The 23,418-nt window shown below is 67.0% G+C and carries 24 protein-coding genes, 1 tRNA gene and 1 pseudogene; 10 read left to right on the forward strand and 16 right to left on the reverse strand.

The window, feature by feature from the left end:
• Positions 1-111: 111 nt before the first annotated feature.
• Positions 112-1,350, reverse strand: a complete 1,239-nt coding sequence (locus AAG816_RS25120; RefSeq protein ID WP_341992473.1) for an MFS transporter — start codon at positions 1,348-1,350, stop codon at positions 112-114.
• 69 nt (positions 1,351-1,419) lie between these two features.
• Here AAG816_RS25120 and AAG816_RS25125 point away from each other — a divergent pair, with 69 nt between their 5' ends.
• Entirely contained in the window at positions 1,420-1,866 is a 447-nt protein-coding gene (locus AAG816_RS25125; protein ID WP_341992452.1) for a helix-turn-helix domain-containing protein, read from the forward strand.
• A gap of 130 nt (positions 1,867-1,996) precedes the next feature.
• Here the strand turns inward: AAG816_RS25125 and AAG816_RS25130 are convergent, their stop codons facing one another.
• From AAG816_RS25130 to AAG816_RS25140, 3 genes are all read right to left on the reverse strand, one after another.
• Positions 1,997-3,331, reverse strand: coding sequence for an MFS transporter (locus AAG816_RS25130; RefSeq protein WP_341992453.1), 1,335 nt, complete (start codon positions 3,329-3,331; stop codon positions 1,997-1,999).
• Positions 3,332-3,888: 557 nt separating this feature from the next.
• A complete protein-coding gene (locus tag AAG816_RS25135) occupies positions 3,889-5,502 on the reverse strand; it encodes a phosphoenolpyruvate carboxykinase (RefSeq protein ID WP_341992454.1) in 1,614 nt (537 codons plus the stop codon).
• Positions 5,503-5,628: 126 nt separating this feature from the next.
• Positions 5,629-6,360 carry a DUF2470 domain-containing protein gene (locus AAG816_RS25140; protein ID WP_341992455.1) on the reverse strand — a complete coding sequence of 244 codons (732 nt, stop codon included), beginning with the start codon at positions 6,358-6,360 and terminating at the stop codon, positions 5,629-5,631.
• 138 nt (positions 6,361-6,498) lie between these two features.
• Here AAG816_RS25140 and nrtS point away from each other — a divergent pair, with 138 nt between their 5' ends.
• The 9 genes from nrtS (at position 6,499) to AAG816_RS25185 (ending at position 13,773) form a co-directional block, all read left to right on the forward strand.
• A complete protein-coding gene (nrtS, locus tag AAG816_RS25145) occupies positions 6,499-6,732 on the forward strand; it encodes a nitrate/nitrite transporter NrtS (protein ID WP_341992456.1) in 234 nt (77 codons plus the stop codon).
• Positions 6,733-6,919: 187 nt separating this feature from the next.
• On the forward strand, positions 6,920-7,621 hold the full coding sequence (locus AAG816_RS25150; RefSeq protein ID WP_341992457.1) for a response regulator transcription factor: 702 nt from the start codon (positions 6,920-6,922) through the stop codon (positions 7,619-7,621).
• 25 nt (positions 7,622-7,646) lie between these two features.
• Positions 7,647-9,419, forward strand: a complete 1,773-nt coding sequence (locus AAG816_RS25155; protein WP_341992458.1) for a sensor histidine kinase — start codon at positions 7,647-7,649, stop codon at positions 9,417-9,419.
• Between the two features lie 10 nt (positions 9,420-9,429).
• A complete protein-coding gene (locus tag AAG816_RS25160) occupies positions 9,430-9,891 on the forward strand; it encodes an HPr kinase/phosphatase C-terminal domain-containing protein (RefSeq protein ID WP_341992459.1) in 462 nt (153 codons plus the stop codon).
• Between the two features lie 105 nt (positions 9,892-9,996).
• Positions 9,997-10,398, forward strand: coding sequence for a PTS sugar transporter subunit IIA (locus AAG816_RS25165; protein ID WP_341992460.1), 402 nt, complete (start codon positions 9,997-9,999; stop codon positions 10,396-10,398).
• 43 nt (positions 10,399-10,441) lie between these two features.
• Positions 10,442-10,747, forward strand: a complete 306-nt coding sequence (locus AAG816_RS25170; RefSeq protein WP_341992474.1) for an HPr family phosphocarrier protein — start codon at positions 10,442-10,444, stop codon at positions 10,745-10,747.
• Between the two features lie 127 nt (positions 10,748-10,874).
• Positions 10,875-12,353 carry a HAMP domain-containing sensor histidine kinase gene (locus AAG816_RS25175; protein WP_341992461.1) on the forward strand — a complete coding sequence of 493 codons (1,479 nt, stop codon included), beginning with the start codon at positions 10,875-10,877 and terminating at the stop codon, positions 12,351-12,353.
• A 191-nt stretch (positions 12,354-12,544) separates the two neighbouring features.
• Positions 12,545-12,621 (forward strand) — tRNA-Arg (locus AAG816_RS25180).
• A gap of 234 nt (positions 12,622-12,855) precedes the next feature.
• Positions 12,856-13,773 (forward strand): LysR family transcriptional regulator, encoded by a 918-nt coding sequence (locus AAG816_RS25185; protein ID WP_341992462.1) that lies wholly within the window; start codon positions 12,856-12,858, stop codon positions 13,771-13,773.
• On the opposite strand, the gene AAG816_RS25190 is transcribed toward AAG816_RS25185, so the two are convergent.
• From AAG816_RS25190 to AAG816_RS25245, 12 genes and pseudogenes are all read right to left on the reverse strand, one after another.
• Positions 13,733-14,005, reverse strand: a complete 273-nt coding sequence (locus AAG816_RS25190; RefSeq protein ID WP_341992463.1) for a DUF2274 domain-containing protein — start codon at positions 14,003-14,005, stop codon at positions 13,733-13,735. The genes AAG816_RS25185 and AAG816_RS25190 overlap by 41 nt on opposite strands.
• Before the next feature lie 2 nt (positions 14,006-14,007).
• Positions 14,008-15,189, reverse strand: coding sequence for a TrbI/VirB10 family protein (locus tag AAG816_RS25195; protein WP_341992464.1), 1,182 nt, complete (start codon positions 15,187-15,189; stop codon positions 14,008-14,010).
• Positions 15,186-16,169: a P-type conjugative transfer protein TrbG gene (gene trbG / locus AAG816_RS25200; RefSeq protein WP_341992465.1), complete on the reverse strand. Its 984-nt coding sequence runs from the start codon at positions 16,167-16,169 to the stop codon at positions 15,186-15,188. Before trbG ends, AAG816_RS25195 begins: the two co-directional genes overlap by 4 nt.
• Positions 16,166-16,855: a conjugal transfer protein TrbF gene (trbF, locus tag AAG816_RS25205; RefSeq protein WP_341992466.1), complete on the reverse strand. Its 690-nt coding sequence runs from the start codon at positions 16,853-16,855 to the stop codon at positions 16,166-16,168. The genes trbG and trbF overlap by 4 nt, the downstream gene beginning before the upstream one ends.
• Positions 16,852-18,081 (reverse strand): P-type conjugative transfer protein TrbL, encoded by a 1,230-nt coding sequence (gene trbL / locus AAG816_RS25210; protein ID WP_341992467.1) that lies wholly within the window; start codon positions 18,079-18,081, stop codon positions 16,852-16,854. The genes trbF and trbL overlap by 4 nt, the downstream gene beginning before the upstream one ends.
• Positions 18,082-18,084: 3 nt before the next feature.
• Positions 18,085-18,354 (reverse strand): putative entry exclusion protein TrbK-alt, encoded by a 270-nt coding sequence (gene trbK-alt, locus AAG816_RS25215; RefSeq protein WP_341992468.1) that lies wholly within the window; start codon positions 18,352-18,354, stop codon positions 18,085-18,087.
• Between the two features lie 11 nt (positions 18,355-18,365).
• The gene (gene trbJ, locus AAG816_RS25220) at positions 18,366-19,118 is read right to left on the reverse strand and encodes a P-type conjugative transfer protein TrbJ (protein WP_341992469.1); all 753 of its coding nucleotides are present in this window, start codon (positions 19,116-19,118) and stop codon (positions 18,366-18,368) included.
• On the reverse strand, positions 19,115-21,553 hold the full coding sequence (gene trbE, locus AAG816_RS25225; protein ID WP_341992475.1) for a conjugal transfer protein TrbE: 2,439 nt from the start codon (positions 21,551-21,553) through the stop codon (positions 19,115-19,117). The genes trbJ and trbE overlap by 4 nt, the downstream gene beginning before the upstream one ends.
• A 13-nt stretch (positions 21,554-21,566) precedes the next feature.
• Entirely contained in the window at positions 21,567-21,836 is a 270-nt protein-coding gene (locus AAG816_RS25230; protein ID WP_341992470.1) for a VirB3 family type IV secretion system protein, read from the reverse strand.
• Positions 21,836-22,168: a TrbC/VirB2 family protein gene (locus AAG816_RS25235; protein ID WP_341992471.1), complete on the reverse strand. Its 333-nt coding sequence runs from the start codon at positions 22,166-22,168 to the stop codon at positions 21,836-21,838. Before AAG816_RS25235 ends, AAG816_RS25230 begins: the two co-directional genes overlap by 1 nt.
• Entirely contained in the window at positions 22,165-23,136 is a 972-nt protein-coding gene (trbB, locus tag AAG816_RS25240; protein WP_341992472.1) for a P-type conjugative transfer ATPase TrbB, read from the reverse strand. The genes AAG816_RS25235 and trbB overlap by 4 nt, the downstream gene beginning before the upstream one ends.
• A gap of 176 nt (positions 23,137-23,312) precedes the next feature.
• Positions 23,313-23,418: pseudogene (locus tag AAG816_RS25245) on the reverse strand (restriction endonuclease); the annotation flags it as partial.

The following is a 23,418-nucleotide window of genomic DNA, read 5'->3' on the forward strand; positions in this document are numbered from 1 at the left end:
CCACGCTGGGAGAGCGTCACGCCACCTCACCCGGCGTCTCTGCCGGCCCCCTTCCGATCGAAGACCGTCATCCCTGGGCGGGTGGTTATCGGGACCCGCGGGTGGCACCGATCAACGCATGCGTTTGGCGGCGTGGCTCTGGCCAATCGTGACGGCAATCGCGGCGAGCATCAGGGCCGCAGCCAGCAGGAAGGTCAGCCGCATTCCCGAGGCGATGGCCAACGGCGTCGCGCGGATGAACTCCTGCGTCCCCACGCCGAAGGCGAAGACGGTCCCCATGGCGGACGCACCGGCAATCAGGCCGATATTGCGCGACAGGCCCAGCAATCCGGAAACCGTGCCGCGCAGGGCTTTGGCGACGTCGGCCAGCGCGGCCGTGTTGTTGGCGGCCTGAAAGAGCTGATAGCCCGGCGTCAGCACGATGATGGAGAGCACATAGCCCGCAATGCCGATCACGTTCGGCAGAAACGCCAGCAGGACCGCACCGATGGTCAGCAGGACCAGACCGATGGCGAGCATGCGGCCGCTGCCCCAGGCATCGACCAGCCGTCCGGACGGAACGCCGCTGAAGATGGAAATCACCGGCCCGATCGCCATGACGAAGCCGACCTGCGGCGCCGTCAAACCAAGTCCGAGGCCGAGATAGAACGGGCCGACCACCAGCGTCGTCATCATGACGGCGGCGACGATGATATTCACCACAAGGTTTGGCGCGAGGTTCCAGTTCATGACCGCGCGCAGGCGGATGGCCGGTCCTCCGTCCGTCACGGGCTCGGCCGGGAGCATCGTGATCGCCAGTATCAGGGCCAGCGCTGCCAATGGCACCTGGACCCAGAAGATGCAGCGCCATCCTGTCAGCGGAATCAGCAGCCCGCCCAGTGAGGGGCCGAGCGCCGTCCCCAGCGCCGATACCGTGCCGAGCAGGCCCATGGCCCGCCCGAGACGCGCGTCGCTGGAGGTCTGGCGCATCAGCGCCACGGCAAGCGTCATCATGAATGCCGCGCCCACGCCCTGAAGCGCCCGTGCGCCGATCAACAGCCACAGGCTTGGGGCGATCGCGCACAACAGCGAGGCGACGGCGAACACGGCGAGGCCGGCCACCAGCATGGGCTTCAGTCCGCGACGGTCGCCGAGCCGGCCGGCGATCATCACGCAGACTGTCAGCGCCGCGAGGTAAGCCACCACGACCATCTGCACCTGCGCGAAGGGTGCCGAAAAGGCCTCGGCCAGCGTCGGCAGGGCGATATTGGCGATGCTGGTGCCGAGCGCGGCCAGCAGCATCGCCAGCGCGAGGCTGATGATGACGCCCGTTTGCGCCTTGTCCACTCCCACTGACTTCGACCGTTCCATCATCTCGCCCCCTTGCTTCCCGATCCGTTGGGGCGCAGGCTGCCACTTCAAGTTGACTTGAGGTCAAGCATGAAATTTCTGGATATTGGCGAGGTCGCGGAGAAGAGCGGAAACAAGCCCTCGGCGCTGCGCTATTATGAGGAAGCCGGGCTGATTTCGTCGGTCGCGCGGCATGGATTGCGCCGACAGTTTGCACCCGAGGTGCTGTTGCAGCTCAAGCTGATCGCGATGGGCAAGTCGGCGGGTTTTACGCTCGACGAGATTGCCGGGATGTTCGGCCGGAACGGCATGCCGGATCTGCCGCGCGCCACCTTGCACGCGAAGGCGGACAAGATTGACCGGCAGATCCGCGAGCTGACGGCCTTGCGCGATACGCTCCGTCATGTCGCCGATTGCCCGGCGCCCTCACATCTGGAGTGCCCAACCTTCCGGCGGCTGGTGGATGTCGCGGGTAAACGCCGCGACAGGGGTGGGAAGGCGGAAAAACCGAGAAAAAGCGACACCCGACCGGCATGACGCGGCTGATCCGGTCACGGCCTCGGCGCATCGCCCACAGCGGCATTTGACCCCGAACAGACCGCCGGTCTGTCCGCCTCGACGCCAGCACCGTGTTTGCCGGTATCGGCCCGCCCCGCAGAGCCGGTTGCTAATGCCCCCTCACCTCGTCCGGCGTGGCCGGTGCGGCGCAGGCGGCGCGGACCAGGGGCGTGGCCGCCACCCACAGCACCAATCCGAAGATGGCGGCGCTGCCGAGAAACAGGAAGGCGGCGCCATAGCCGAAATGGGCCGCCACCAGCCCGGCCATGGCCGGACTGAGCGCAGCGCCCACCCCTTGCAGGGTCATCACCCCGCCCAGCCCCGCATTCACATGGCCCGTGCCGCGCAGGATGCGCGCCACCAGGCCGGGCGTCGCCACCCCCAGCAGGCCGGCGCCCACCCCATCGAGAAGCTGCACCGGGATCATCGCCCAGGGACTGGCCCACAGGCCGGCGATGGCGCCGCGGATCGGCAGCGCCGCCAGCGCCAGCACCAGCACGATCCAATAGCCGCGGGTCTCCGCCAGCCGGGCGGCCAGCAGCGCCATGGGGATCATGACCAGCTGGGCGATGATGACGGTCAGCGCCGCATAAGCGGCGGGGTCGAAGGTGCCGGCGGTGGCCACCGCCTGGCTCAGCAGCGGCAGCATGGCCGCATTGCCGAAATGGAACAGCATCAGCGTGGCGGCCAGCACCAGCAGCGGCGCCGAGCGCAGCAGCACGGAGACATTGGGCACATGGGCCCCGGCGGGCGTGCCCGCCTCCAGGCCACGGGCCACATCATGGTCGATGTCCTGCGGTCGGATCAGGCTCAGCGCCGCCAGCGACCCCAAGGCCATCAGCCCCATGAGCACGAAGATGGCCGAGATGCCGTAGAGATAGCCGAAGATCCCGGCCAAGGCGGCGGCGGCGAAATTGCCCGCATGGTTCCAGGCCTCGTTGCGGCCCAATTGCGCCGGCAGCCCCGCCTGCCCCACCAGCCCCAGCGTGAGGCTGGCGATGGCCGGGCCGATGGCCGCCCCGGCGATGCCGGTGGCCACCTGCGAGAACGCCACCAGCGGGCCGACGGGCCACACCAGCAGGATCAGCGAGCCGGCCACCACCAGCACCGCGGACACCGCCACGATCAGCCGCTTGGCATGGGTGGCATCCGCCAGCATGCCCAAGGGCGTGGTGGCCAGCATGCCGGCGAGGCCGCCCAGGGTCATCACATAGCCGATGGCATCGGGCGCCCAGCCCTTGCCCACCAGGAAGATGCCGAGAAACGGGCCGAGCCCGTCGCGCACGTCCGCCAGGAAGAAGTTCAGAAGGCCGAGCGCGCGGAAACGGCGGGGCGGATGGGCGGGCGCGGCGCCGGACGGGCCGATGGCAGCCGCCGCGCCGGCATCCGCCACGGCCGCCCGGGCCGGGCGGGACTGAAAGGGAACCGCGCCGTCTGTCGTCATCTATCTGCCCATCCCATCGGTCGGCAGCCACCGCCGGCTGCCGGAACACGGGCGTAACGCCACGCTTGCGCGGCGGTTCCATGATGCCGTTAGGAGAGGGAGCAAGACTGGAGAAAGGCGGGTTGGGGGGCGGACGCCGCATCGGTCGTCAGGCGCGGGATCGGCGCATGGCGGGTCGCGGGATGGCCGGAGCGCCGGGAGCGCCGCGTCCCCACCGCCATGGTCCGCCCCACCCAGCAATGGCACATATCGTGTCGCATGCCACGGTGGCGCATCGGCGGAATAGCGGGGACATGGGCGGCGAAACCGCCATGCAACAGGCAGGCCCATCGCCCGCTGCGGGCAGCGGGGCGATGGTGGCCGGATCGCCGGGGTCGGCCGCCTCCCCCACGGCCTTGGCCATGTCACGGCCGGCCATGGGACACATCGTGTCGCATGACGCGGTGGCGCATGGCCGGAACAGTGGGGCCATGGGCGGCGAAACCGCCATGCCACAGGCAGGCCGGTCACCCGCCGCGGACAGCGGGCGACCGGCCTAATCTGCGCCGGTGCGGCGTCTATTCGGCGGCGATGCGCACCTGGGGCTGGGCGTCGCGCACCGCGGCATCCACATGGGTTTCGAACTTGGCGAAGTTCTCCTGGAACATGGCCACCAGCCGGCGGGCGGTGGCATCGAACGCCGCCTTGTCCGCCCAAGTCTTTGACGGATAAAGAATATGCGGCTCGATGCCCGGCACCGAGGTGGGCACCTGGAAGCCGAAATAGGGATCGGTGCGGGTGGCCGCCCCCTTCAGCGAGCCGTCCAAGGCGGCGGTCAGCAGGGTCCGGGTGACCTTGATCGGCATCCGCCGCCCCTCGCCGAACTTGCCGCCGGTCCAGCCGGTGTTGACCAGCCAGCAATCCACCTGGAACCGTGCGATCAAGTCCCTGAGCATATTGCCATAAACCGAGGGATGCCGGGGCATGAACGGCGCGCCGAAGCAAGTGGAGAAGGTGGCCTCCGGATCCTTCACCCCCTTCTCGGTCCCCGCCACCTTGGCGGTGTAGCCGGACAGGAAATGATACATGGCCTGGGCCGGGGTGAGGCGGGCGATGGGCGGCATCACGCCGAACGCATCCGCGGTCAACATGATGATATTCTTGGGGATTCCCGCCTGCCCGGTGGGGCTGGCATTTGGAATGAAGTCCAGAGGATAGGCCGAGCGGGTGTTCTCGGTCAGCCGGCCGTCGTCGAAGTCCGGCACCCGCGTGACCGCATCCAGGATCACATTCTCAAGGATCGTGCCGAACCGATCCGAGGCGGCAAAGATCTCCGGCTCCGCTTCCTTGGACAAGCGGATGGTCTTGGCATAGCAACCGCCCTCGAAATTGAACACGCCGGCCTCACTCCAGCCATGCTCATCATCGCCCAGCAAGGTGCGGTCGGGGTCGGCGGAGAGGGTCGTCTTGCCGGTGCCTGAGAGGCCGAAGAACAAAGCCACATCGCCATCCTTGCCCGCATTGGCCGAGCAGTGCATGGGCATGATGCCCTTGGCGGGCAACAGATAATTCAGGAAGGTGAAGACCGATTTCTTCATCTCGCCGGCATAAGACGAGTTGCCGATCAGAACGATGCCGCGCTTGAAATCCACCGCGATCACCGTATCGCTGCGCACCCCATGGCGGGCGGGATCGGCCTTGAAGCTGGGCAAATCGATGATGGTCATCTCCGGCACGAAGCCGTCCAGATCCTCCCGCGGCGGACGGCGCAGCATGGTGCGGATGAACAGCGAGTGCCAGGCATATTCGGTATAGACCCGGGTCTTGATCCGGCTGGCCGGATCGGCGCCGCCGTAGAGATCCTGGGCGAACAGCGTCTTGCCTTCGGCGGCTTTGAGAAAATCCGCATAGAGCAGATCGAACTGCGCCGGCGTGATAGCGCCGTTATTGTCCCACCAGACTTCGCCCTCGGTGGCGGCATCGCGCACCACGAACTTATCCTTGGGGCTGCGCCCGGTATGCACGCCGGTATTGGCAGCCAGTGCCCCGCCGGCGGCGAGCTGCGCCTCGCCCTTGGCGATGGCGTGCTCATAGAGCAGCGGCTCGGTCAGGTTCCAATGCACCCCGGCGAGGTTCTTCAGACCGAAGCTATCGGCGCCTACGGCGCTGTTGCGATGTCCTGTCTCGATCACGGATCGCCTCCTTCATGCGCGGCGTAACGCAGCGCGGATGTCCAGGCTCCGGGATGGAGCGGATCTGAAGACGTGACGTTACGGTGATCGGCTGTTCTTGTGAACTGTTTCAAATCGGTTGAAAATTCAATTTGTTTTCGTTCGCGCCTGCGTCACAAGCGAAACGAGAACTTGCCGCACCGCAGCAACATCTATCACGCGCTGCGGAAATTCCAGCCGACGCACGGTCTCACCCGCGGCGATTTCGCAGCCCTCCGGGTCGAGGCCGACCATGCGCCAGGGGTCCCCCGCCGCCTCCGGCTCGCCCAGGAGGCGGGTGGCGTAGAGCGCCACGGCGTCGGCATGGTCGGCATTCATATGGGCGATCACCCCCTCGGTGGCCGCCCGCACCGCGTCGGCCCCGTCCCAGGACGTCAGCAGGCCGGAGGCCGGCAAAGTGACGATGCGGCCGAAGCCCTCCACCAGATGCGCCTCGCGCAAGTCCAAGCGGTAAAAGGAAAAATCGGTGAAGTCCGCATAGGTCTCCGCCTCCGGATGGCGGGCCAGGAAGCGGGCGCGGGCATCGGGATCGGGCGTGGCCGCGATCCGCCCCAGCAGGCTGGCGCGCGGCGCATTCAGGGGATCGCCGGCCGCCGCCCCGGTCAGCAGCAGCGAGGCGCGGGGGTCGCGCTGCAGATTGCGGGTGTGCCGGGCGAGGCCCGACAGCAGCAAGGTGGGCGCCCCCTCCGCATCGGGCGCCACCGCCACCAGCGAGGCATAAGGCGCGCCGTCCGCCTCCAGCGTGCCCAGCGCCCCGAACCGCGCCTCCCGCATCAGGCGGCGGATCACCACGGTCGCATGCGCCACAGCTTCACCCACGGTCGATCTCCCAGCTTGGCCTTCTCGCCGGACCCAGCATCTCCAAGGGCACCCCTGCCCTGTCAAGCGCGGGGCATTGCGGAGGCGCGCGGGAAATTGCGCTAGGCTGTCGCCACCGCTTCACCGGGCGCCGCCGACATGCTGGCAACGTTCCTCAAGACCGCCGTTTCCGACGGCATTCCCCGCCGCTCCTTGACGGTCGCGGTGGTGGTGGGCACTGCGCTCAACCTGATCAACCAGGGCGATGCCCTGTGGGCTGGCGCGGGCGTGATGTGGGGAAAGGTGGTGTTGACCTATGCGGTGCCGTATTGCGTTGCCACCTATGGCGCGGTGACGACGATTCTCCGCTACCGCCGCAAAATCGAAGGCTGAAGGAAAGTCGTCGCGCCCGGAAAATAGCCTCCCCCGTCATTCACATTGGCGACTCAGGGTTTTCCAGCTATTTTGCAATACGAAATAAGCGCGGTGTCACATTTCGGCCACGCAAACCGGCTTCACCGCACGAGGCCGTGAAGACGGACCGACCCGCCGGACCGACCCGACGCTTGAAAGAGGTGTCATGCCCACTATCGCCCTCGTCGACGACGATCGCAATATCCTGACCTCCGTCTCCATCGCCCTGGAAGCGGAAGGCTATCGCATCGATACCTACACCGACGGGGCCTCGGCGCTGGATGGGTTCAAGACCAATCCGCCCGATCTCGCCATCCTCGACATCAAGATGCCGCGCATGGACGGCATGGAACTGCTCCGCCGCCTGCGCCAGAAGACCGACATGCCGGTGATCTTCCTCACCTCCAAGGACGAGGAGATCGACGAATTGTTCGGCCTCAAGATGGGCGCCGACGATTTCATCAAGAAGCCGTTCTCCCAGCGCCTGCTGGTGGAGCGGGTGAAGGCGGTGCTGCGCCGCGTGGCGGCCAAGGACGGCACCGCCCCGCGCGAGACCGACAGCGCCAAGGTGCTGGAGCGCGGCCTGCTACGCATGGATCCCGAGCGCCATACCTGCACCTGGAAGAACGAGCCGGTGACCCTCACGGTCACCGAATTCCTCATCCTCCAGGCGCTGGCCCAGCGCCCCGGCGTGGTCAAGAGCCGCAACGCCCTCATGGACGCGGCCTATGACGATCAGGTCTATGTGGACGACCGCACCATCGACAGCCACATCAAGCGGCTGCGCAAGAAGTTCAAGTCCACGGACGACAATTTCGACATGATCGAAACCCTTTACGGTGTCGGCTATCGCTTCAAGGAAACCTGAAGGCGGGCGCGGGTCGCCGTTCGATATGACCGACGCCGCAGACCAGCTCAATGGCGCCAAAGCCCCCGCGCGTCGGGGGCTGGGAATTCTGTCGGCGCTGCGTCGCGCCCGGCGGTTCGTGGCGTTCAAGAGCTTCTCCAGCCTCACACGCCGTATTGTTCTGCTCAACCTGGCCGGCCTGTGCGCGCTGGTCTCGGGCATCCTCTATCTGTCCGAATTCCGCGCCGGCCTGATCGATGCGCGGGTGCAGAGCCTGCTGGTGCAGGGCGAGATCATCGCCGGCGCCATCGCCGCCTCCGCCCAGGTGGAAACCAACGCCATCACCATCGACCCGGAGCGGCTGCTGGAATTGCAGGCGGGGGAAAGCTACGGCGCCAACGAGGAAGGCTTCGCGCCGCTGGAATTCCCCATCAATCCCGAGCGCGTGGCCCCGGTTCTGCGCCGCCTGGTGGGCCCGACGCGGACCCGGGCGCGGATCTATGACCGCGAAGGCATCATGCTGCTGGATTCCCGCTCGCTCTATTCCAAGGGCGAGATCCTGCGGTTCGACCTGCCGCCGCCCACCCAGGCCCCGCCGGGCCTGCTGGAACGGGCCTGGCGCGGGGTCCAGGGCTGGATCGGCCGTGGCGACCTGCCGCTCTACAAGGAATTCGGCCCGCAAAGCGGCAAGGAATATCCGGAGGTGGCCTCCGCCGCCCTCGGCCAGAAGGCCAGCGCGGTGCGGGTGGATGACCGCGGCCGGGTGGTGGTCTCCGTGGCGGTGCCGATCCAGCGCTTCCGCGCCATTCTCGGCGTGCTGCTGCTCTCCACCCAGGGCGGCGAGATCGATGAAGCGGTGGAAGCCGAGCGTTTCGTGATCGTGCGCGTGTTCCTGGTGGCGGCGGCGGTCATGGTGCTGCTGTCGGTGCTGCTGGCGGGCACCATCGCCGATCCGGTGCGCAAGCTGGCCGATGCGGCCGAGCGGGTGCGCCGGCGCATCAAGTCGCGGGTGGAGATCCCGGATTTCACCGGCCGCTCCGACGAGATCGGCCATCTCTCCGGCGCTTTGCGCGACATGACATCCGCGCTCTACAACCGCATCGAGGCCATCGAGAGCTTCGCGGCCGACGTGGCGCATGAGTTGAAGAACCCCCTCACCTCTTTGCGCTCGGCGGTGGAGACCCTGCCGCTGGCCAAGAATGACGTCTCCCGCGGCCGGCTGCTCGATGTGATCCAGCATGACGTCAAGCGCCTCGACCGCCTCATCTCCGACATCTCCGACGCCAGCCGCCTGGATGCGGAGCTGCAGCGCCAGGAGGCGGTCAGCGTCGATCTCAAGCAGTTGCTGGAGATGGTGGTGGGAATGGCCCAGGACGTGCGCAAAGACGACGGGGTGAAGGTCAAATTGACCTTCGACCGCGCGACCGGCGCACCCGCGGACTTCGTGCTGGCGGGCCACGCCTCGCGCCTCGGCCAGGTGGTGGACAATCTGGTGTCCAACGCCCGCTCCTTCTCGCCGGAGGGCGGCACCGTGCGGGTGATGTGCCGGCGCCTGAAAAGCGGTGCGGAAATCGTGGTGGAGGATGAAGGCCCCGGCATCCGCCCCGATGCCCTCGCCCGCATCTTCGAGCGCTTCTATACTGACCGACCGCACCAGGGCTTCGGCCAGAACTCCGGCCTCGGCCTGTCCATCTCCAAGCAGATCGTCGAGGCCCACGGCGGCCAGATCTGGGCGGAGAACCGCGTGGCGCCGGACGCCACCGGCGAGGACCCGCCGGTGCTGGGCGCCCGCTTCATCGTCCGCCTGCCCAACAACTGACGGGGCAGCGATGACCCCCTCCCGCCCCGCCGCGAGCATCCATGCCAGTTGCGTGCGGATTGGCGACCATGGGGTGTTGATCCGGGGGCCGTCGGGGGCCGGGAAGTCGCTCCTGGCGCTGCGGCTGATGCTCGATCCGCCCCGCGCCCTGCCGCACGCGGAACTTGTCGCCGACGACAGGGTGATACTCGAAGCTGCACACGGGACGCTCATTGCGCGGGCGCCGGATGCCCTCGCTGGCATCATCGAGGTGCGTTTCCTCGGATTGCGGCGTGTTCACCATCTTTTTTCTGTGAACGTAAACATTGTTGTCGATCTATCTGCCCCCGATGCCGCCCGCCTCCCCCTGCCGCAAGGGAGCCACGTAACCCTCGACGGAATCACGGTTTCGCGGATCAGCGTGCCCATCGGCGCGGACGCGGCGCTGCTGCTCGCGGCCGCCCTGAGCACGGCGCCGATGCCGGATGCGTGATGCTTTTGTGCGCTGCACCCCTTGCGTAATTTTTGAGCCGCTCTGAATATGACGGCCCCGCAGTGCGGGAGGCCTTCACCCCGAAGAGGTGAAGGCGGAGGCAACATGATCGGTCTCGTGCTCGTCACCCATGGCCGCCTGGCCGCTGAGTTCTGCTCTGCCTTGGAGCACGTGATGGGGCCGCAAAGCCAGATCGCGGCTGTCACCATTGGTCCCGACGACGACATGGAGCGTCGGCGGCACGACATCATTGATGCCGTCGCCCAGGTTCAAACTGGCCAGGGCGTGGTCATCCTCACCGACATGTTCGGCGGCACCCCGTCGAACCTTGCCATCTCGGTGATGAACGCCCCCGATGTGGAAGTGGTTGCGGGCATCAATCTACCCATGCTGGTGAAGCTGGCCAAGGTTCGCGGGGAACTTCCCCTTGCGGAGGCCGTTGACGTCGCCCAGGAGGCTGGACGCAAGTACATCAATGTCGCCAGCCGCGTCCTTGCAGGGAAATAACGTGTCCACGACCATCGCCTTCCCCTCACGCGACGATGAAGATGTGGTCACCGCTTGTGGCGCGCCCGCGGATGACGGCGCCCTGGTGCGGCGCCTACCCATCATCAACAAGCGGGGCCTGCACGCCCGGGCCTCCGCGAAATTCGTCCAGATGGTTGAGAGCTTCGATGCCCACGTCACCGTCTGCCGCAATGGCGAGGCGGTGGGCGGCAATTCCATCATGGGGCTGATGATGCTCGCCGCAGCCCCCGGCACCACAGTGGTGGTCACCGCCACCGGCCATGCCGCAGAGGCCGTGCTGGACGCCCTGGAGGCGCTGGTGGCCAACCGCTTCGGCGAAGAAGAGTAGTCGCATCCAAGCGGAAACAGCGGCCCTGCCCTAGCTTGGGCGGCACCTGCACACCAAACCGCCACCTTCTTCACTTATGCGCGAGATCTCGAAGATCCGACGGCACATGGTCGCGCGTATGAACCTCATGAGCTCACAGCCGACCGAAGGAACCCCGCCGCGCGTTCCCGCCGTCCATCGGCGGGTGCGGTTCGGGCTGTCCTCAAAACTGCTGATGCTCACGGTGGCCTTCGTCACCATGGCCGAGGTGGCGATCTTCGTGCCCACCGTTGCCAATTTCCGCATCTCCTGGCTGTCGGACCGGCTGGCGGCGGCGCGCATCGCCGCGCTGGTCCTGGACGCGGCGCCGGAGGAAATGATCCCCATGGATCTCACCCGGCAGTTGCTGCAAAGCGTCGGCGCCAAGGTGGTGGTGGTGAAGCGCGAGGAGACCCGCCGCCTGCTGGCCATGTCGGACATGCCCCCGCCCATCGATCGCCATGTGGACATGCGCGACACCTCGTTCTGGCAGGCGGTGGTTGAAGCCTTTGACACCCTCACCGCCGGAAACGGCCGCACCTTGCGGGTGGTGGGCGACGCGCCGCGCGGGGGCGAGTTTCTGGAAATCGTCATTCCCGAGACCCCGCTGCGCACCGCCATGCTGCGGTTTTCCGCGACCGTGCTGGGCATCTCGCTGGTGCTGTCGCTGATGGCCGGCGCCCTGGTTTATTTCAGCCTGCATTGGCTGTTCGTGCGACCCATGCGGCGTCTCACCGAACGCATGGCGGCCTTCCGGGATGCCCCGGAGGATGCCTCGCGCATCATCGTGCCCAGCGGCCGCTCCGACGAAATCGGCATTGCCGAGGAGGCGCTGGCGGATCTGCAGACCGAACTGGTCCAGACCCTGGCCCAGAAGACCCATCTGGCGGCCCTGGGGCTGGCGGTGTCGAAGATCAATCACGACCTGCGCAACCTGCTGGCCTCCGCGCAGTTGATCTCGGACCGTCTCGTCGCCCTGCCCGACCCCGCGGTGCAGCGCTTCGCGCCGAAGCTGATGGCGGCGCTGGATCGCGCCATCAATTATTGCCAGCAGACGCTCTCCTATGGACGGGCGCAAGAACCCCTGCCCGACCGGCGGGAGGTGGATGTGGCCGCCCTCCTCAATGAGGTGCGCCAGACCCTGGGGCTCCATCCGGAGGCGGACATCGGCTGGGTGGCGGAGGTGGATCGCCAATTGACCGCCGATGCCGATCCCGACCAATTGTTCCGCGTCCTTCTCAACTTGGTGCGCAATGCGGTCCAGGCGCTGGAGGCCCGAACCCCCAATGAGCCGCAACGCGACCTGATTCGGGTCAGCGGGCGGCGAGTGGGCTCGATCGTTGAGATCGAGGTCTCCGACACTGGCCCCGGCATCCCTGAGGCGCGCCGAGACCGGCTGTTCGCCGCCTTCCAGGGTTCGGCCCGCCGGGGCGGCACCGGCCTTGGCCTGCCCATTGCCGACGAACTGGTCCGCGCCCATGGCGGCGAGCTCCGGCTGCTGGACGTCACCTCCGGCACCACCTTCCTGATCGCCATTCCCGACCGGCCCGTGGAGGCCCGGCAGCGGGCGCAACGCGCCCGCGCCTGACCCTGAGCCGGCGCGGTTTGCAGCGGCGCTATCCACAGGCCGTTAGCCCCGAAGAGCGCCATGCCGGCAAATGGCCTTGCCAGACCGGAAAAAACGCAGTACCTCACGACACCTCGCTGGCGGGCACCCGCTGCGAGCCCTGGGGTTAGCCCCGGATCCCGGATATCCAACCGGTGATCTCATAGGGAAATGCGCCCGTAGCTCAGCTGGATAGAGCACCAGACTACGAATCTGGGGGTCAGAGGTTCGAATCCTTTCGGGCGCGCCATTCCATCCCATTGAAAATGCTGAAACTTTAGCCCCTACGGGGTGCTGCAGACCGGCTTAATTTTTGGAGTTAAGCCGGTTTTTAAGCCGGTTTTGGACGGACGGATACTCCTTCGCGCCCAGTCGCATCTCGGCGTGTTGGCTGCGAATAACGCACTACGGAACTAAGGTTGACGAATTCGCCCCTGACGGCGACGTTAGTATGATTGAGTTGACCTAAGGCACCGGAGCCCGGATGGCTGCGCCGTTGTCACCTTCGATCGAATTGCGCCACCTGCGCTATTTCGTGGCGGCCGCCGAGCACGGAAGCTTCCGCAAGGCGGGGGTGGCACTTGAGGTCAAGGAATCGTCCATCAGCCGGAGCGTCCGGGATCTTGAAGACGAGATCGGCGTCTCACTGTTCATCCGGCACTCAAGCGGGGTGAACCTTACTCTGGCGGGGCAAAGGTACCTTAGCCGGACACGGCAGGCGCTGGATCAGATTCGCGAAGCCGGCGAGGAGGCCGCAGCGTTCGGCCGGGCGGAAGAAGGGCACCTGAGGGTTGGACTGTTCTCGAAGCTGGCCTCAGGCTTCCTGGCCGACCTGTTTCACAGGTACGACCAGCGCTATTCCGGTGTGCACATCGATTTCGTGGAGGCCCCTGCAGAGAGCCATGCGGCCGCGATCCGGCGGTTCGATCTCGATGCCGCTTACATCCTCGGCCGGCAAGGCTGGGCGGACTGCGATGCTATCCCTCTCTGGAGCGAACCTTTGTTCTTCGCCTTGCCGCGCCTGCACCAGCTGGCCCAGAGCGTTGCGCTCTCCTGGCGGGATCTCGTCGATGAGACCTTTCTGGTGCGTACCCAAGGCTCCGGCAATGAGGTGCGGGGTTTCCTTGAACGCAAATTCCGGGAGCTCGACATCTCGCCGCGCATCAGCACGCAGCAAGTCGCCCGCTATAGCCTTCTGGGGCTGGTTGCCACGGGACGCGGCATCGTCCCGGTGCTGGAATCCGAGACGGTGCTCAGCGTGCCTGAGGTGGTGTACAGGCCGCTTGCCGGCGAGGTGATCCCGTTCTCGGTGATCTATTCGCCGAAAAACGACAATCCGGCGGTGCGCACCTTGCTCAGCCTCACACGGACGACTGCCCAGGAGCGGGCTGCGGCGCGCTGATCCTCGCGGCGCCGCTAGCCTCGCGGCGCGCCTTGGCGAATTCGCGATCCGTGGCGATGAAGCGCTCCAGCATGGGCACGATAAGTGTCACGGGATCCGGGGCAGGTTGGCCCGTTTCCCGCGCGAGCACCTCGGCATAGGCGATAAGGTCACGGTGCAACGCGCCGGGCAGCAAGAGCGCCACCTTCACCGGCTTGTCGTTCGCGATGGGTCCGAGTTTCAGCTTCGCCATGGTCAATACCTGTAGGGTTCGAGCACCAGGTCGCGGGTGACCATGACCCGCACCGGGAATCCCGGCCGGATGGTCAGGGTGGGCGCGACCTGCAGCTGCCGGCGGATGATCTCCTGGCCGGCATTATTGATGGTGTCCTGCGCCCCGCTTTGCAGGGCTTGGATCAGTTCGTCCTCATCATCCATGGCGAGTTCGGCGCTGACGGAGAGCAGCGTCGAGAGCCCGACTGCCTTGGCGAGATCCCACCAGTGCATGTCGACGCCGTCCTCGAGGCCGGCATAGCCCTGCGCATCCGTGCCGGGCTGACGCTCCAGCACGATGGAGCGGCCATTGGGGAAGATCAGCCGGTTCCAGACCAGCAGGATGCGACGCTGGCCGAAGCCGACACCATTGTCGTACTGGCCGAGCAGCCGGGTCCCTTGCGGGATTATCAGAATTCGGCCGGTCGGGCTGTCATAGACGTTCTCGGTCACCTGCGCGGTGATCTGGCCGGGCAGGTCTGAGCGAATGCCGGTGATCAGCGCGGCGGGGATGACAGCGCCGGCCTGCAGCACATAAGGCGACGCCGGCGCCATGACGCGATCGGTCGCGACCACGCGTCGATCGACAGCGGCATTGAGGAAGGCAAGCTGGCGGTCCTGGGCTGATGGCGTACCACCCGGCCCGACCGCGCCAAGGCCGCTGAAGCTGGAAGCACTCGTCGCAGACGGAGCCGTCGCGCGAGCCTGCGCCGCCTGGAAGAATACGCGACTGGTCCGCGCGGCTTCCTGTTCGGCGAGGCGCCGCTGCTGCTCGGGATCGACCTGTGGCGCCGTCATCGTCGGCGGCACGACGGGCTGGCCGCGGTTCTGTGCCTCAAGGATCGGCCGGCCGAGATCGCCGGGTAGAGGCGGTCCAAGGATGGGGCCAGTGTAATCCCGCGGCAGGCCGGCAAGGCCATCGGCGGTGGAGCGGTTCTGGGTGGAATAAAGTTCCTCGCCGCCGGTTCCTCTGTCGCGACCCTGCAGCGCATAGATCAACGCGCCACCAATGCCGAGGCTAACAACCAGCCCGGCACCGGCCAGCACCTTGCGGGAAAGGCGCGTAACGCGCGGAGGTTCCGGACGCAGCCGCATGGCGGCGGCGTGATCGGTGGCCGGAGCGCCAAGATCCGCCTCGAGGTCATGATTGTCGGGGCTGCTCATGATGCGGGCCTCCCGTCGGTGCGCTCGATCCGCACCTTCTGCGGCCGGTCGCCGCCACCGAGGCGGAGCTCGGCCGCACCGAACAGCCGGTCGACGATCAGGATGTTCTGGTGGATGCGGCTATTGACGATCTGGGCTTCGCCATCCGCCCCGATGACGAAGAGCGGCGGCATCTCGCCCTGCACGATGCCACGCGGGAACTCGACATAGACCTTGCGCCCGTCGTCATAGACGGCCATCGGCCGCCAGGGCGGCGTGTCTCCGGAGAGGGAGTAGCGGTAGTTGCGAGCCGCGACGCTGGGGATGACCGGCGTCGGCGGAACACTGGGGCGCTGCGCTCCCGGAACCTGCGGATAAGCCCAGGCGACAGCCGGCATATAGGGCTTCTCGCCGGCACGCAGCTCGATCATGTAGCTGCGCCGGTCGGTGGTGATGACGAGATTGGTGGAGATGTCCGCCCGCGTCGGCTTCACCAGCACATGCACGCGCCGCCTCGCGCCCTCGCCGCTCTCCGTGTCGCCAATGATCCAGCGGGCGGTGTCGCCCGCCGCGATGGGGCCGCTGCCGGTCAGGCTCTCGCCCGGCTCCAACGCGATGTTGGTGATCTGGCCTGGCGCTGCATAGACCTGATAGAGCGCGCCCTCGCTCCAGGGATAGATCTGGATGGCGTTGTAATAGCCTTCGCGGCGCGGTTCCACGCGGGCCGCCGCATTGGCGTTCTCGACGCGGGCGACGGGTGTTTTGGCGTCCGTACCGCCCTTCGCCGGCGTCCAGGCGGGCGGCGTGTGGAGCGGCCGCGGCCGCTCATCCGTGACGACGGCGGGCACCGTCGGCAGCGCCGGCACGTCACTGTCATAGCTGATCTGCGGCGGCTTCGGAGCCGATGCGCAGCCGCCCAACATCGTCGCCGAGAGCAGGAGAACCGCAAAAGTGGATCGGCGCAGAGCCGGAGATGTGGATTTACGGAAAGACGTGTTCACTGGCTCATCTCCCGCGACCAGCTAATGGCGTTGACATAGATGCCGAGGGGATTGGTACGCAGGCGCTCGGCATCGCGCGGTGGCTGGATCACCAGGGTCAGGATCGCGCTCCAGCGCTCGGTGGCGGCGAGCTGGCCGTTCTCATAGCGCCGCTCGACCCAGGCGACGCGGAAGGAGTCCGGTGAGGCCCGGATCACGCTGGAGACCTCGACCGCGATCTGCTGCTTGCCGACCCGGGTAAAAGGATCGTTGGCGCGGGCATAGTCGTTGAGCGCGGCGGCGCCGCGATCGGTGGTGAATTCATAGGCCCGAAGCCAGTTCTGCCGCACGATGACCGGATCGGCGGGCAGGCTGCGGACCTGCTCGATGAAACGGGCAAGATGCCAGGCGATCTGAGGATCGGTTGGGCGATAGTCGCCGGTGGCGGGTCCAACGGCCTGCGTCTGGCCGAGACGATCGACCTCGACCACCCAAGGCACGACGGTACCTCGCGTCGATTGCCAGATCAGTGCTGAGGCAAAGCCAGCCGAGATCAACAGACTGCCAAAGGCCATCATCCGCCAGTTCTTGGCCTGCACACGGGCCGAACCGATGCGCTCGTCCCACACCTGTGCTGCCTTCTGATAGGGCGTGACCGGCTCGGGCGAGGTGCCGTAATGGGTCGCGGGTCGCTTGAACAGGTTCATGAGCGGTCGCTCTCGCTGAGGGAGACGGAAGAGCCGCCGGCATGACTGTCACCGGAGCGCACAGCATGGGCGGCGGCGGAGACGCCGTGGCGAAGCGATTGGCCGCGCTTCATGCGTTTGGCCCAGTCGGGCACGTCACCGGTGGAGGAGGCTGAGGCCTTACCGCTGACGGCGTTCGCGAGCGGTGAGATGGCGGCGGAGCCCGCGGCCCGCGCGACGCCACCCAGTCCCGAGGCGACACCCGCCATGCCGGACTGTCCGGCCGCACCGATGCTGTAGGCTGTCGCTCCGCCCCGCGCCGCAGCCGCCGTCGCGGAGAGCGCGGCCCCACCGCCGCGGACGGCGAGGCTGGCGGCGCCGCCGGCCACCATCAGCGCGCCCCCGGCGGCGAGGCCGGTACCGATGGCGGCTCCCGCGCTTAGCTGCGGGCCACCGGAAACGAGGCCTGCGGCAATGCCGGGACCGAAGATGCCGAGACCGAGCAGCGATAGCGCGGCCAGCACGATCGCCATGGCGTCGTCGATGGTGGGCGTCTGTCCGCCGAAGCCCGCCGTGAACTGGCCAAACAGGGTCGAGCCGATGCCGATGATGACGGCGAGCACCATGACCTTGATGCCGGAGGACACGACATTGCCCAGCACCCGCTCGGCCATGAAGGCGGTCTTGCCGAACAGGCCGAAGGGGATCAGCACAAAGCCGGCGAGCGTCGTCAGCTTGAACTCGATCAAGGTGACGAAGAGCTGGACCGCGAGAATGAAGAAGGAGAGCAGCACCAGCGCCCATGCAAACAGCAGGCAGGCGATCTGGATGAAGTTCTCGAAGAAGGCGACCCAGCCCATCAGATCGGAGATGGAGTCGAGCAAGGGACGGCCGGCATCGAGCCCGGTCTGCGCCACCTTGCCCGGGCGCATGAGGTCGCTGACGGAAAATGCCGTTCCCGAGCCCTTCAGCCCAAGCCCGGCAAAGCTCTCGAAGACGATGCGGGCGAGGTTGTTCCAATTGCCGATGATGTAGGCGAAGACGCCGACAAACAGCGTCTTCTTGATGAGCCGGGCGATGATGTCGTCATCCGCGCCCCAGGACCAGAACAGCGCCGCCAGCGTCACGTCGATGACGATAAGCGTGGTGGCGATGAAGGCGACCTCGCCGCCAAGGAGGCCGAAGCCGCTGTCGATATAGGAGGTGAAAGCCCCGAGGAAAGTGTCGATGACGCCGGTGCCGTTCATGGGTCAGCGGCCCTCACTCCATGCGGGACGCCCGAGAAAGCGGTCCCGCGTCTGCGCCCAGGCCTTCAGACACGCGGTGTCCTGCGCGGCAGCCTCTCCCAGTTGCTGGCAGCGGCGCTGCTCATCGCGCAGAGGATCGCGCTCGGCCTCGACCGTCCGAATGGGTGAAGGCTCCCCCGCCTTCTCCTTCCGGCTCATCTCTACGACCGCAGCCGTGCCGGCGACGGCCACAAAGATCACCGCGCCGAGCCGGGCGAGCATGGCTCCGTCCATGTCGGCCTCCCTTAGTTGCTGAACATGCGGGCATTGCCGGGCTGATAGCCGGCGCCCGGAGTGAGGAAGCGCCGGCGCTGCTCGCGTCCCTGCTCGGCGGCAGTCGCGCGTTCTGCCTCGGACAGCGCCGTGGCGCGTCCGTTGGCAGACATCACTGCGATCAGGTCGGACAGCTGCTGCGACTGCAAAGCGAGCAACTGGTTGCCGGCCTGCGTGGCCTGAAGCGCGCCCGTGGCACCCTGGCTCTGGCCGACAAGCGTCGCCATCTCCGCGCGGTTGGCGTCGACATTGCCGACGACGCCGGCCTGGACCCGCAGCGCATCCTGCAAGCCCCCGACCGTGGTCTGCCAGCGCGAGCGCGCACCGGCGACGAGATCGGCATCGGAGGCCGAGAGCGGGATATTGCCATAGCGCTGCTGGAAGGCCTGGTCGATCTGGCCGACATCGAAGGCAATGCTCTGCGCCTGTCCCAGAAGCTGCTGGGTGCGCTGGACCGATTGCTGGATCTGCTGCAGCGAGGAGTGCGGCAGGCTGGCGAGATTGCGCGCCTGGTTGATCAGCATCTGCGCTTCGTTCTGCAGCGAGGTGATCTGATTGTTGATCTGCTCCAGCGCCCGCGCCGCCGACATCATGTTCTCCGCGTAGTTCCACGGGTCATAGACCGTGAGGGCCTGCGCGGGCGGGGACAGCACGGGTGCGAGGGCGAGCGGCGCGGTCAGCAGCGCGACGGCGAACGCGGATACGCGCGGACGGAACAGCGTCATGGCTGCGTCTCCAGATTGGTGAGGTTGGGAATGAGGTCGGCGGCCCAGCCGAGGCCGCGATGACGCAGCCAGGCGTCCAGGAAGCCGTCGCAACCGTAAGCGGCGAAGACCTTGTCGATGGCCTGCTGGTCGGTCTTGGAGGATGCCGCGCACAGCGCCAGCGCGACCTCGCTGAGGCCGAGCTCGAACAGCCGGTTTCCGCGCCGCGACTGGCAATAGTAGTCGCGCTTCGGGGTCGCCCGCGCGAGGATCTCGATCTGCCGGTCGTTCAGGCCGAAGCGGCGATAGATGGCGGTGATCTGCGGCTCGATGGCCCGCTCATTGGGGAGCAGAAGACGTGTCGGGCAGCTCTCGATGATCGCCGGGGCAATGGCGCTGCCATCGATGTCGGTGAGCGACTGCGTGGCGAAGATCACGCTGGCGTTCTTCTTGCGCAGCGTCTTCAACCATTCCCGCAACTGGCCGGCGAAGCCCTCATCGTCCAGCGCCAGCCAGCCTTCATCGGTGATGATGAGGGTTGGTGATCCGTCGAGGCGATCCTCGATCCGGTGGAACAGAAAGGCGAGCACCGCTGGCGCGGCCTGCGTGCCAATCAGCCCTTCGGTCTCGAACGCCTGAACGGTGGAAGAGCCCGGATGCTCGCTCTCCGCATCCAGCAACCGGCCCCATGCGCCGCCAAGGCAATAGGGACGCAGTGCCTGCTTCAGGTCGTTGGACTGTAGGAGGACGCAGAGGCCTGTGAGGGTGCGCTCCTCGGCCGGCGCGGAGCCGAGCGAGGTCAGCGCCGTCCAGATGTGCTCCTTCACCTGCGGCGTGATGGGAACGCCTTCGCGGGTGAGGATGGCAGTGAGCCAGTCGGTGGCCCAGGCGCGCTCGGCAGCCTCATCGATGCGCGCAAGCGGCTGGAGTGCGACAGTCTCCGCGCTCCCCTCGCTAAGCCCGCCACCGAGATCATGCCAGTCACCGCCCATGGCAAGCGCCGCGGCCCGGATCGAACCGCCGAAATCAAAGGCAAACACCTGCGCGCCCGCATAGCGCCGAAACTGCAGAGCCATCAGCGCCAGCAGCACGGATTTGCCGGCGCCGGTCGGGCCGACGACGAGGGTGTGGCCGACATCGCCGACGTGGAGACAGAACCGGAATGGGGTCGAGCCCTCGGTCTTGCCGAACAGCAGCGGCGGTGCATCAAAATGCGCGTCGGCACTCTCGCCGGCCCACACCGCTGACAGCGGAATCATATGGGCGAGATTGAGCGTCGAGATCGGCGGCTGGCGGACATTGGCGTAGACATGACCAGGCAACGATCCTAGCCAGGCATCGACGGCGTTGATGGTCTCCGGCATCGCCGTGAAGTCGCGACCCTGGATGACCTTCTCGACCCGTCGCAGCTTCTCGTCGGCGATGCGGGGATCGGCGTCCCACACCGTCACCGTCGCAGTGACATAGGCGATGCCGGCATGGTCTGCGCCGAGCTCCTGCAGCGCGAGGTCGGCATCTTCAGCCTTGTTTGCGGCATCCGAGTCCACGAGGACGGAGGCCTCGTTGGTCATCACCTCCTTCAGGATGGCGGCGATGGATTTGCGCTTGGCGAACCATTGGCGGCGGATCCTGGTGAGCAGCCTGACCGCATCCGTCTTGTCGAGCAGGATGGCCCGGGTCGACCAGCGATAGGGAAAGGCCAGCCGGTTCAGCTCATCGAGCAGGCCGGGCGTCGTCACCGTCGGAAAGCCGGTGATGGTCAGCACCCGTAGAGACTGGTCGCCGAGGCGAGGGTCTAGCCCGCCGGTCAGCGGCTGATCGACCAGCAGCGCGTCGAGGTAGATCGGCGTCTCCGGCACGCGGACACGGTGCCGATGCGTCGAGACGCAGCCATGCAGGTAGGTCAGCGTCTCGCCGTCATCCAGCCAGCGGCATTCCGGCATGAAGGCGTCGATAAGGTTGAGGAGCCGATCGGTCCGGTCGGCGAAGCCGCGCAACGTCTCATGGGGATCAAGCCCCGCCTTGTCCCGCCCTTCATAGAGCCAGCCTTCGGTGCGCGCCGCGTCCTCGGCCGGCGGCAGATAAGTGAAGGTCAGGAAGTAGCTCGACTCGAAATGGCTACCGGCCTGTTCGAAATCGGCGCGCCGCTCGGCATCAACCAAAGCGGAAGCGGCATCGGGGAAGGCGCTCGCCGGATAGGTCCCTGCAGTATGGCGCTGTGCCTCGACGAAGATCGCCCATCCCGAGCCGAGGCGACGGAAGGCGTTGTTCAGCCGCCCGGCGACCGCGACCAGCTCAGCGGGCACAGCACTGTCCAGGTCTGGCCCGCGAAACCGCGCCGTGCGCTGGAACGAGCCGTCCTTGTTCAGCACGATGCCGGGCGCGGCCAGCGCCACCCAGGGCAGGAAATCGGCAAGGCGGCGGTTGCGGCTGCGATATTCGGCGAGGTTCATCATCATGGCACCCCGCTCAGACCGAGAGGTGCGCGGGGATGCGCAGATGCCGGCGCACCACCTCGACGAAGAGCGGATCGCGCTTCGCTGTCCACACCGCTGCGATATGGCCCATCACCCCGATGGCGAGGCCGACCAGCCGGAGACGCAGGCCGAGACCCACGGCCCCGGCAAGCGTGCCATTGACGATGGCGATGGCGCGTGGCGCGCCGCCGAGCAGGATCGGCTCGGTCAGCGCCCGGTGGACCGGAACGCTGAAGCCGGGAACCTCAACCGTCTCGGCCATCAGACGAGCGCTCCGCCGCCGAAGGAGAAGAACGACAGGAAGAAGCTCGAGGCAGCGAAGGCGATCGATAGGCCGAACACGATCTGGATCAGCCGGCGGAAGCCTCCCGACGTGTCGCCGAAGGCCAGCGCCAGCCCGGTCGAGATGATGACGATGACGGCGATGATCTTGGCGACCGGCCCTTCGATCGATTGAAGGATGGATTGCAGCGGCGCCTCCCACGGCATGGACGAGCCGGAGGCATGAGCGCTGGCCATGGCCATCAGGCTGATGCAGGTGGCAGACGCGGCCAGCCGGGCTGCGCTGCCGGCGCGATGGAGCGATCGGATCATGTGGGATCTCCGGTGAAAGCAGGGGTGACGCGGTAGTCGCCATCGGGGCCGAGGCCCTCGACACGGGCGAGCTCGGTGAGCCGGCGCGCCGCGCCGCGGCCGGAGAGCACGGCGATGAGATTGATGGTCTCGGCGATCATCGCGCGCGGGACGGTGACGACGGCTTCCTGGATGAGTTGCTCCATCCGGCGCAGCGCGCCGACGGCGCTGCCAGCATGGATGGTGCCGATGCCGCCGGGATGGCCGGTGCCCCAGGCCTTCAGGAGGTCCAGCGCCTCCGCGCCGCGCACCTCGCCGATGGGGATGCGGTCGGGCCGCAGGCGCAGGGCGGAACGAACAAGCTCGGACAGCGAGGCGACGCCGTCCTTGGTGCGCAGGGCGACGAGGTTCGGCGCCGCGCATTGCAGCTCGCGCGTATCCTCGATGAGAACAACGCGATCGGAGGTCTTCGCGACCTCGGCGAGGAGCGCATTGGTGAGCGTCGTCTTCCCGGTCGAGGTGCCGCCGGCCACCAGGATGTTGGCGCGGGACGCCACGGCCAAGCGCAAGGCTTCGGCCTGGCCAGCCGACATAATCCCGGTCGCTACGTAATCGGCGAGCGTGAACACTGCTACGGCGGGCTTGCGGATGGCGAAGGTCGGGGCCGCGACCACCGGCGGCAGCAGGCCCTCGAAGCGTTCTCCCGTCTCGGGCAGCTCGGCCGAAACGCGCGGGGCGCCAGCGTGTACCTCGGCGCCGACATGATGCGCGACGAGCCGCACGATGCGCTCGCCGTCAGCGGGCAAGAGCCGCTCACCCGTGTCGGACAGTCCATCCGAGAGCCGGTCGATCCACAGCCGCCCGTCCGGGTTCAGCATCACCTCGACGACGAGCGGGTCTTCCAGGTGCCGGGCGATCGCCGTCCCGAGCGCCGTGCGCAGCATGCGCGCGCCGCGGGCAAAACCCTGATGATGATGTGCTGCCGCCATCCCAACCCCGACAATGCCGGGGTCATGACGATCTCATCCCGGGTGGGGATAATTAAAAGAGCCCGATATTGGGCCGGTTCAACAGGTTTCCATCCGCGTCGCAGCGTGGCGTGCAATGACAGGCGAACGGCGAAACTGCTGTGCAGTGATCGGAAGCTTCATAGGGAGCCTCCGCTTCACGGCTTGAAACAATGCTCCCTGTGCCAGCGCAGGAAATGGGGATGGGGTCGCTCGATCAACCTGCGTGGCGCGATGGCGCGGCCGTCTTTGTTGATGAAGGCG

Origin of the sequence: Azorhizobium sp. AG788, assembly GCF_943371865.1 — a bacterium.
Taxonomy (GTDB): domain Bacteria; phylum Pseudomonadota; class Alphaproteobacteria; order Rhizobiales; family Xanthobacteraceae; genus Azorhizobium.

Coding starts and splice junctions, on each gene's coding strand:
- AAG816_RS25120 (WP_341992473.1), bottom strand. CDS start 1,350: ATGGAACGGTCGAAGTCAGTGGGAGTGGACAAGGCGCAAACGGGCGTC.
- AAG816_RS25125 (WP_341992452.1), top strand. CDS start 1,420: ATGAAATTTCTGGATATTGGCGAGGTCGCGGAGAAGAGCGGAAACAAG.
- AAG816_RS25130 (WP_341992453.1), bottom strand. CDS start 3,331: ATGACGACAGACGGCGCGGTTCCCTTTCAGTCCCGCCCGGCCCGGGCG.
- nrtS (WP_341992456.1), top strand. CDS start 6,499: ATGCTGGCAACGTTCCTCAAGACCGCCGTTTCCGACGGCATTCCCCGC.
- AAG816_RS25150 (WP_341992457.1), top strand. CDS start 6,920: ATGCCCACTATCGCCCTCGTCGACGACGATCGCAATATCCTGACCTCC.
- AAG816_RS25155 (WP_341992458.1), top strand. CDS start 7,647: ATGACCGACGCCGCAGACCAGCTCAATGGCGCCAAAGCCCCCGCGCGT.
- AAG816_RS25160 (WP_341992459.1), top strand. CDS start 9,430: ATGACCCCCTCCCGCCCCGCCGCGAGCATCCATGCCAGTTGCGTGCGG.
- AAG816_RS25165 (WP_341992460.1), top strand. CDS start 9,997: ATGATCGGTCTCGTGCTCGTCACCCATGGCCGCCTGGCCGCTGAGTTC.
- AAG816_RS25175 (WP_341992461.1), top strand. CDS start 10,875: ATGAGCTCACAGCCGACCGAAGGAACCCCGCCGCGCGTTCCCGCCGTC.
- AAG816_RS25185 (WP_341992462.1), top strand. CDS start 12,856: ATGGCTGCGCCGTTGTCACCTTCGATCGAATTGCGCCACCTGCGCTAT.
- AAG816_RS25190 (WP_341992463.1), bottom strand. CDS start 14,005: ATGGCGAAGCTGAAACTCGGACCCATCGCGAACGACAAGCCGGTGAAG.
- AAG816_RS25195 (WP_341992464.1), bottom strand. CDS start 15,189: ATGAGCAGCCCCGACAATCATGACCTCGAGGCGGATCTTGGCGCTCCG.
- trbF (WP_341992466.1), bottom strand. CDS start 16,855: ATGAACCTGTTCAAGCGACCCGCGACCCATTACGGCACCTCGCCCGAG.
- trbL (WP_341992467.1), bottom strand. CDS start 18,081: ATGAACGGCACCGGCGTCATCGACACTTTCCTCGGGGCTTTCACCTCC.
- trbK-alt (WP_341992468.1), bottom strand. CDS start 18,354: ATGGACGGAGCCATGCTCGCCCGGCTCGGCGCGGTGATCTTTGTGGCC.
- trbJ (WP_341992469.1), bottom strand. CDS start 19,118: ATGACGCTGTTCCGTCCGCGCGTATCCGCGTTCGCCGTCGCGCTGCTG.
- trbE (WP_341992475.1), bottom strand. CDS start 21,553: ATGATGAACCTCGCCGAATATCGCAGCCGCAACCGCCGCCTTGCCGAT.
- AAG816_RS25230 (WP_341992470.1), bottom strand. CDS start 21,836: ATGGCCGAGACGGTTGAGGTTCCCGGCTTCAGCGTTCCGGTCCACCGG.
- AAG816_RS25235 (WP_341992471.1), bottom strand. CDS start 22,168: ATGATCCGATCGCTCCATCGCGCCGGCAGCGCAGCCCGGCTGGCCGCG.
- trbB (WP_341992472.1), bottom strand. CDS start 23,136: ATGGCGGCAGCACATCATCATCAGGGTTTTGCCCGCGGCGCGCGCATG.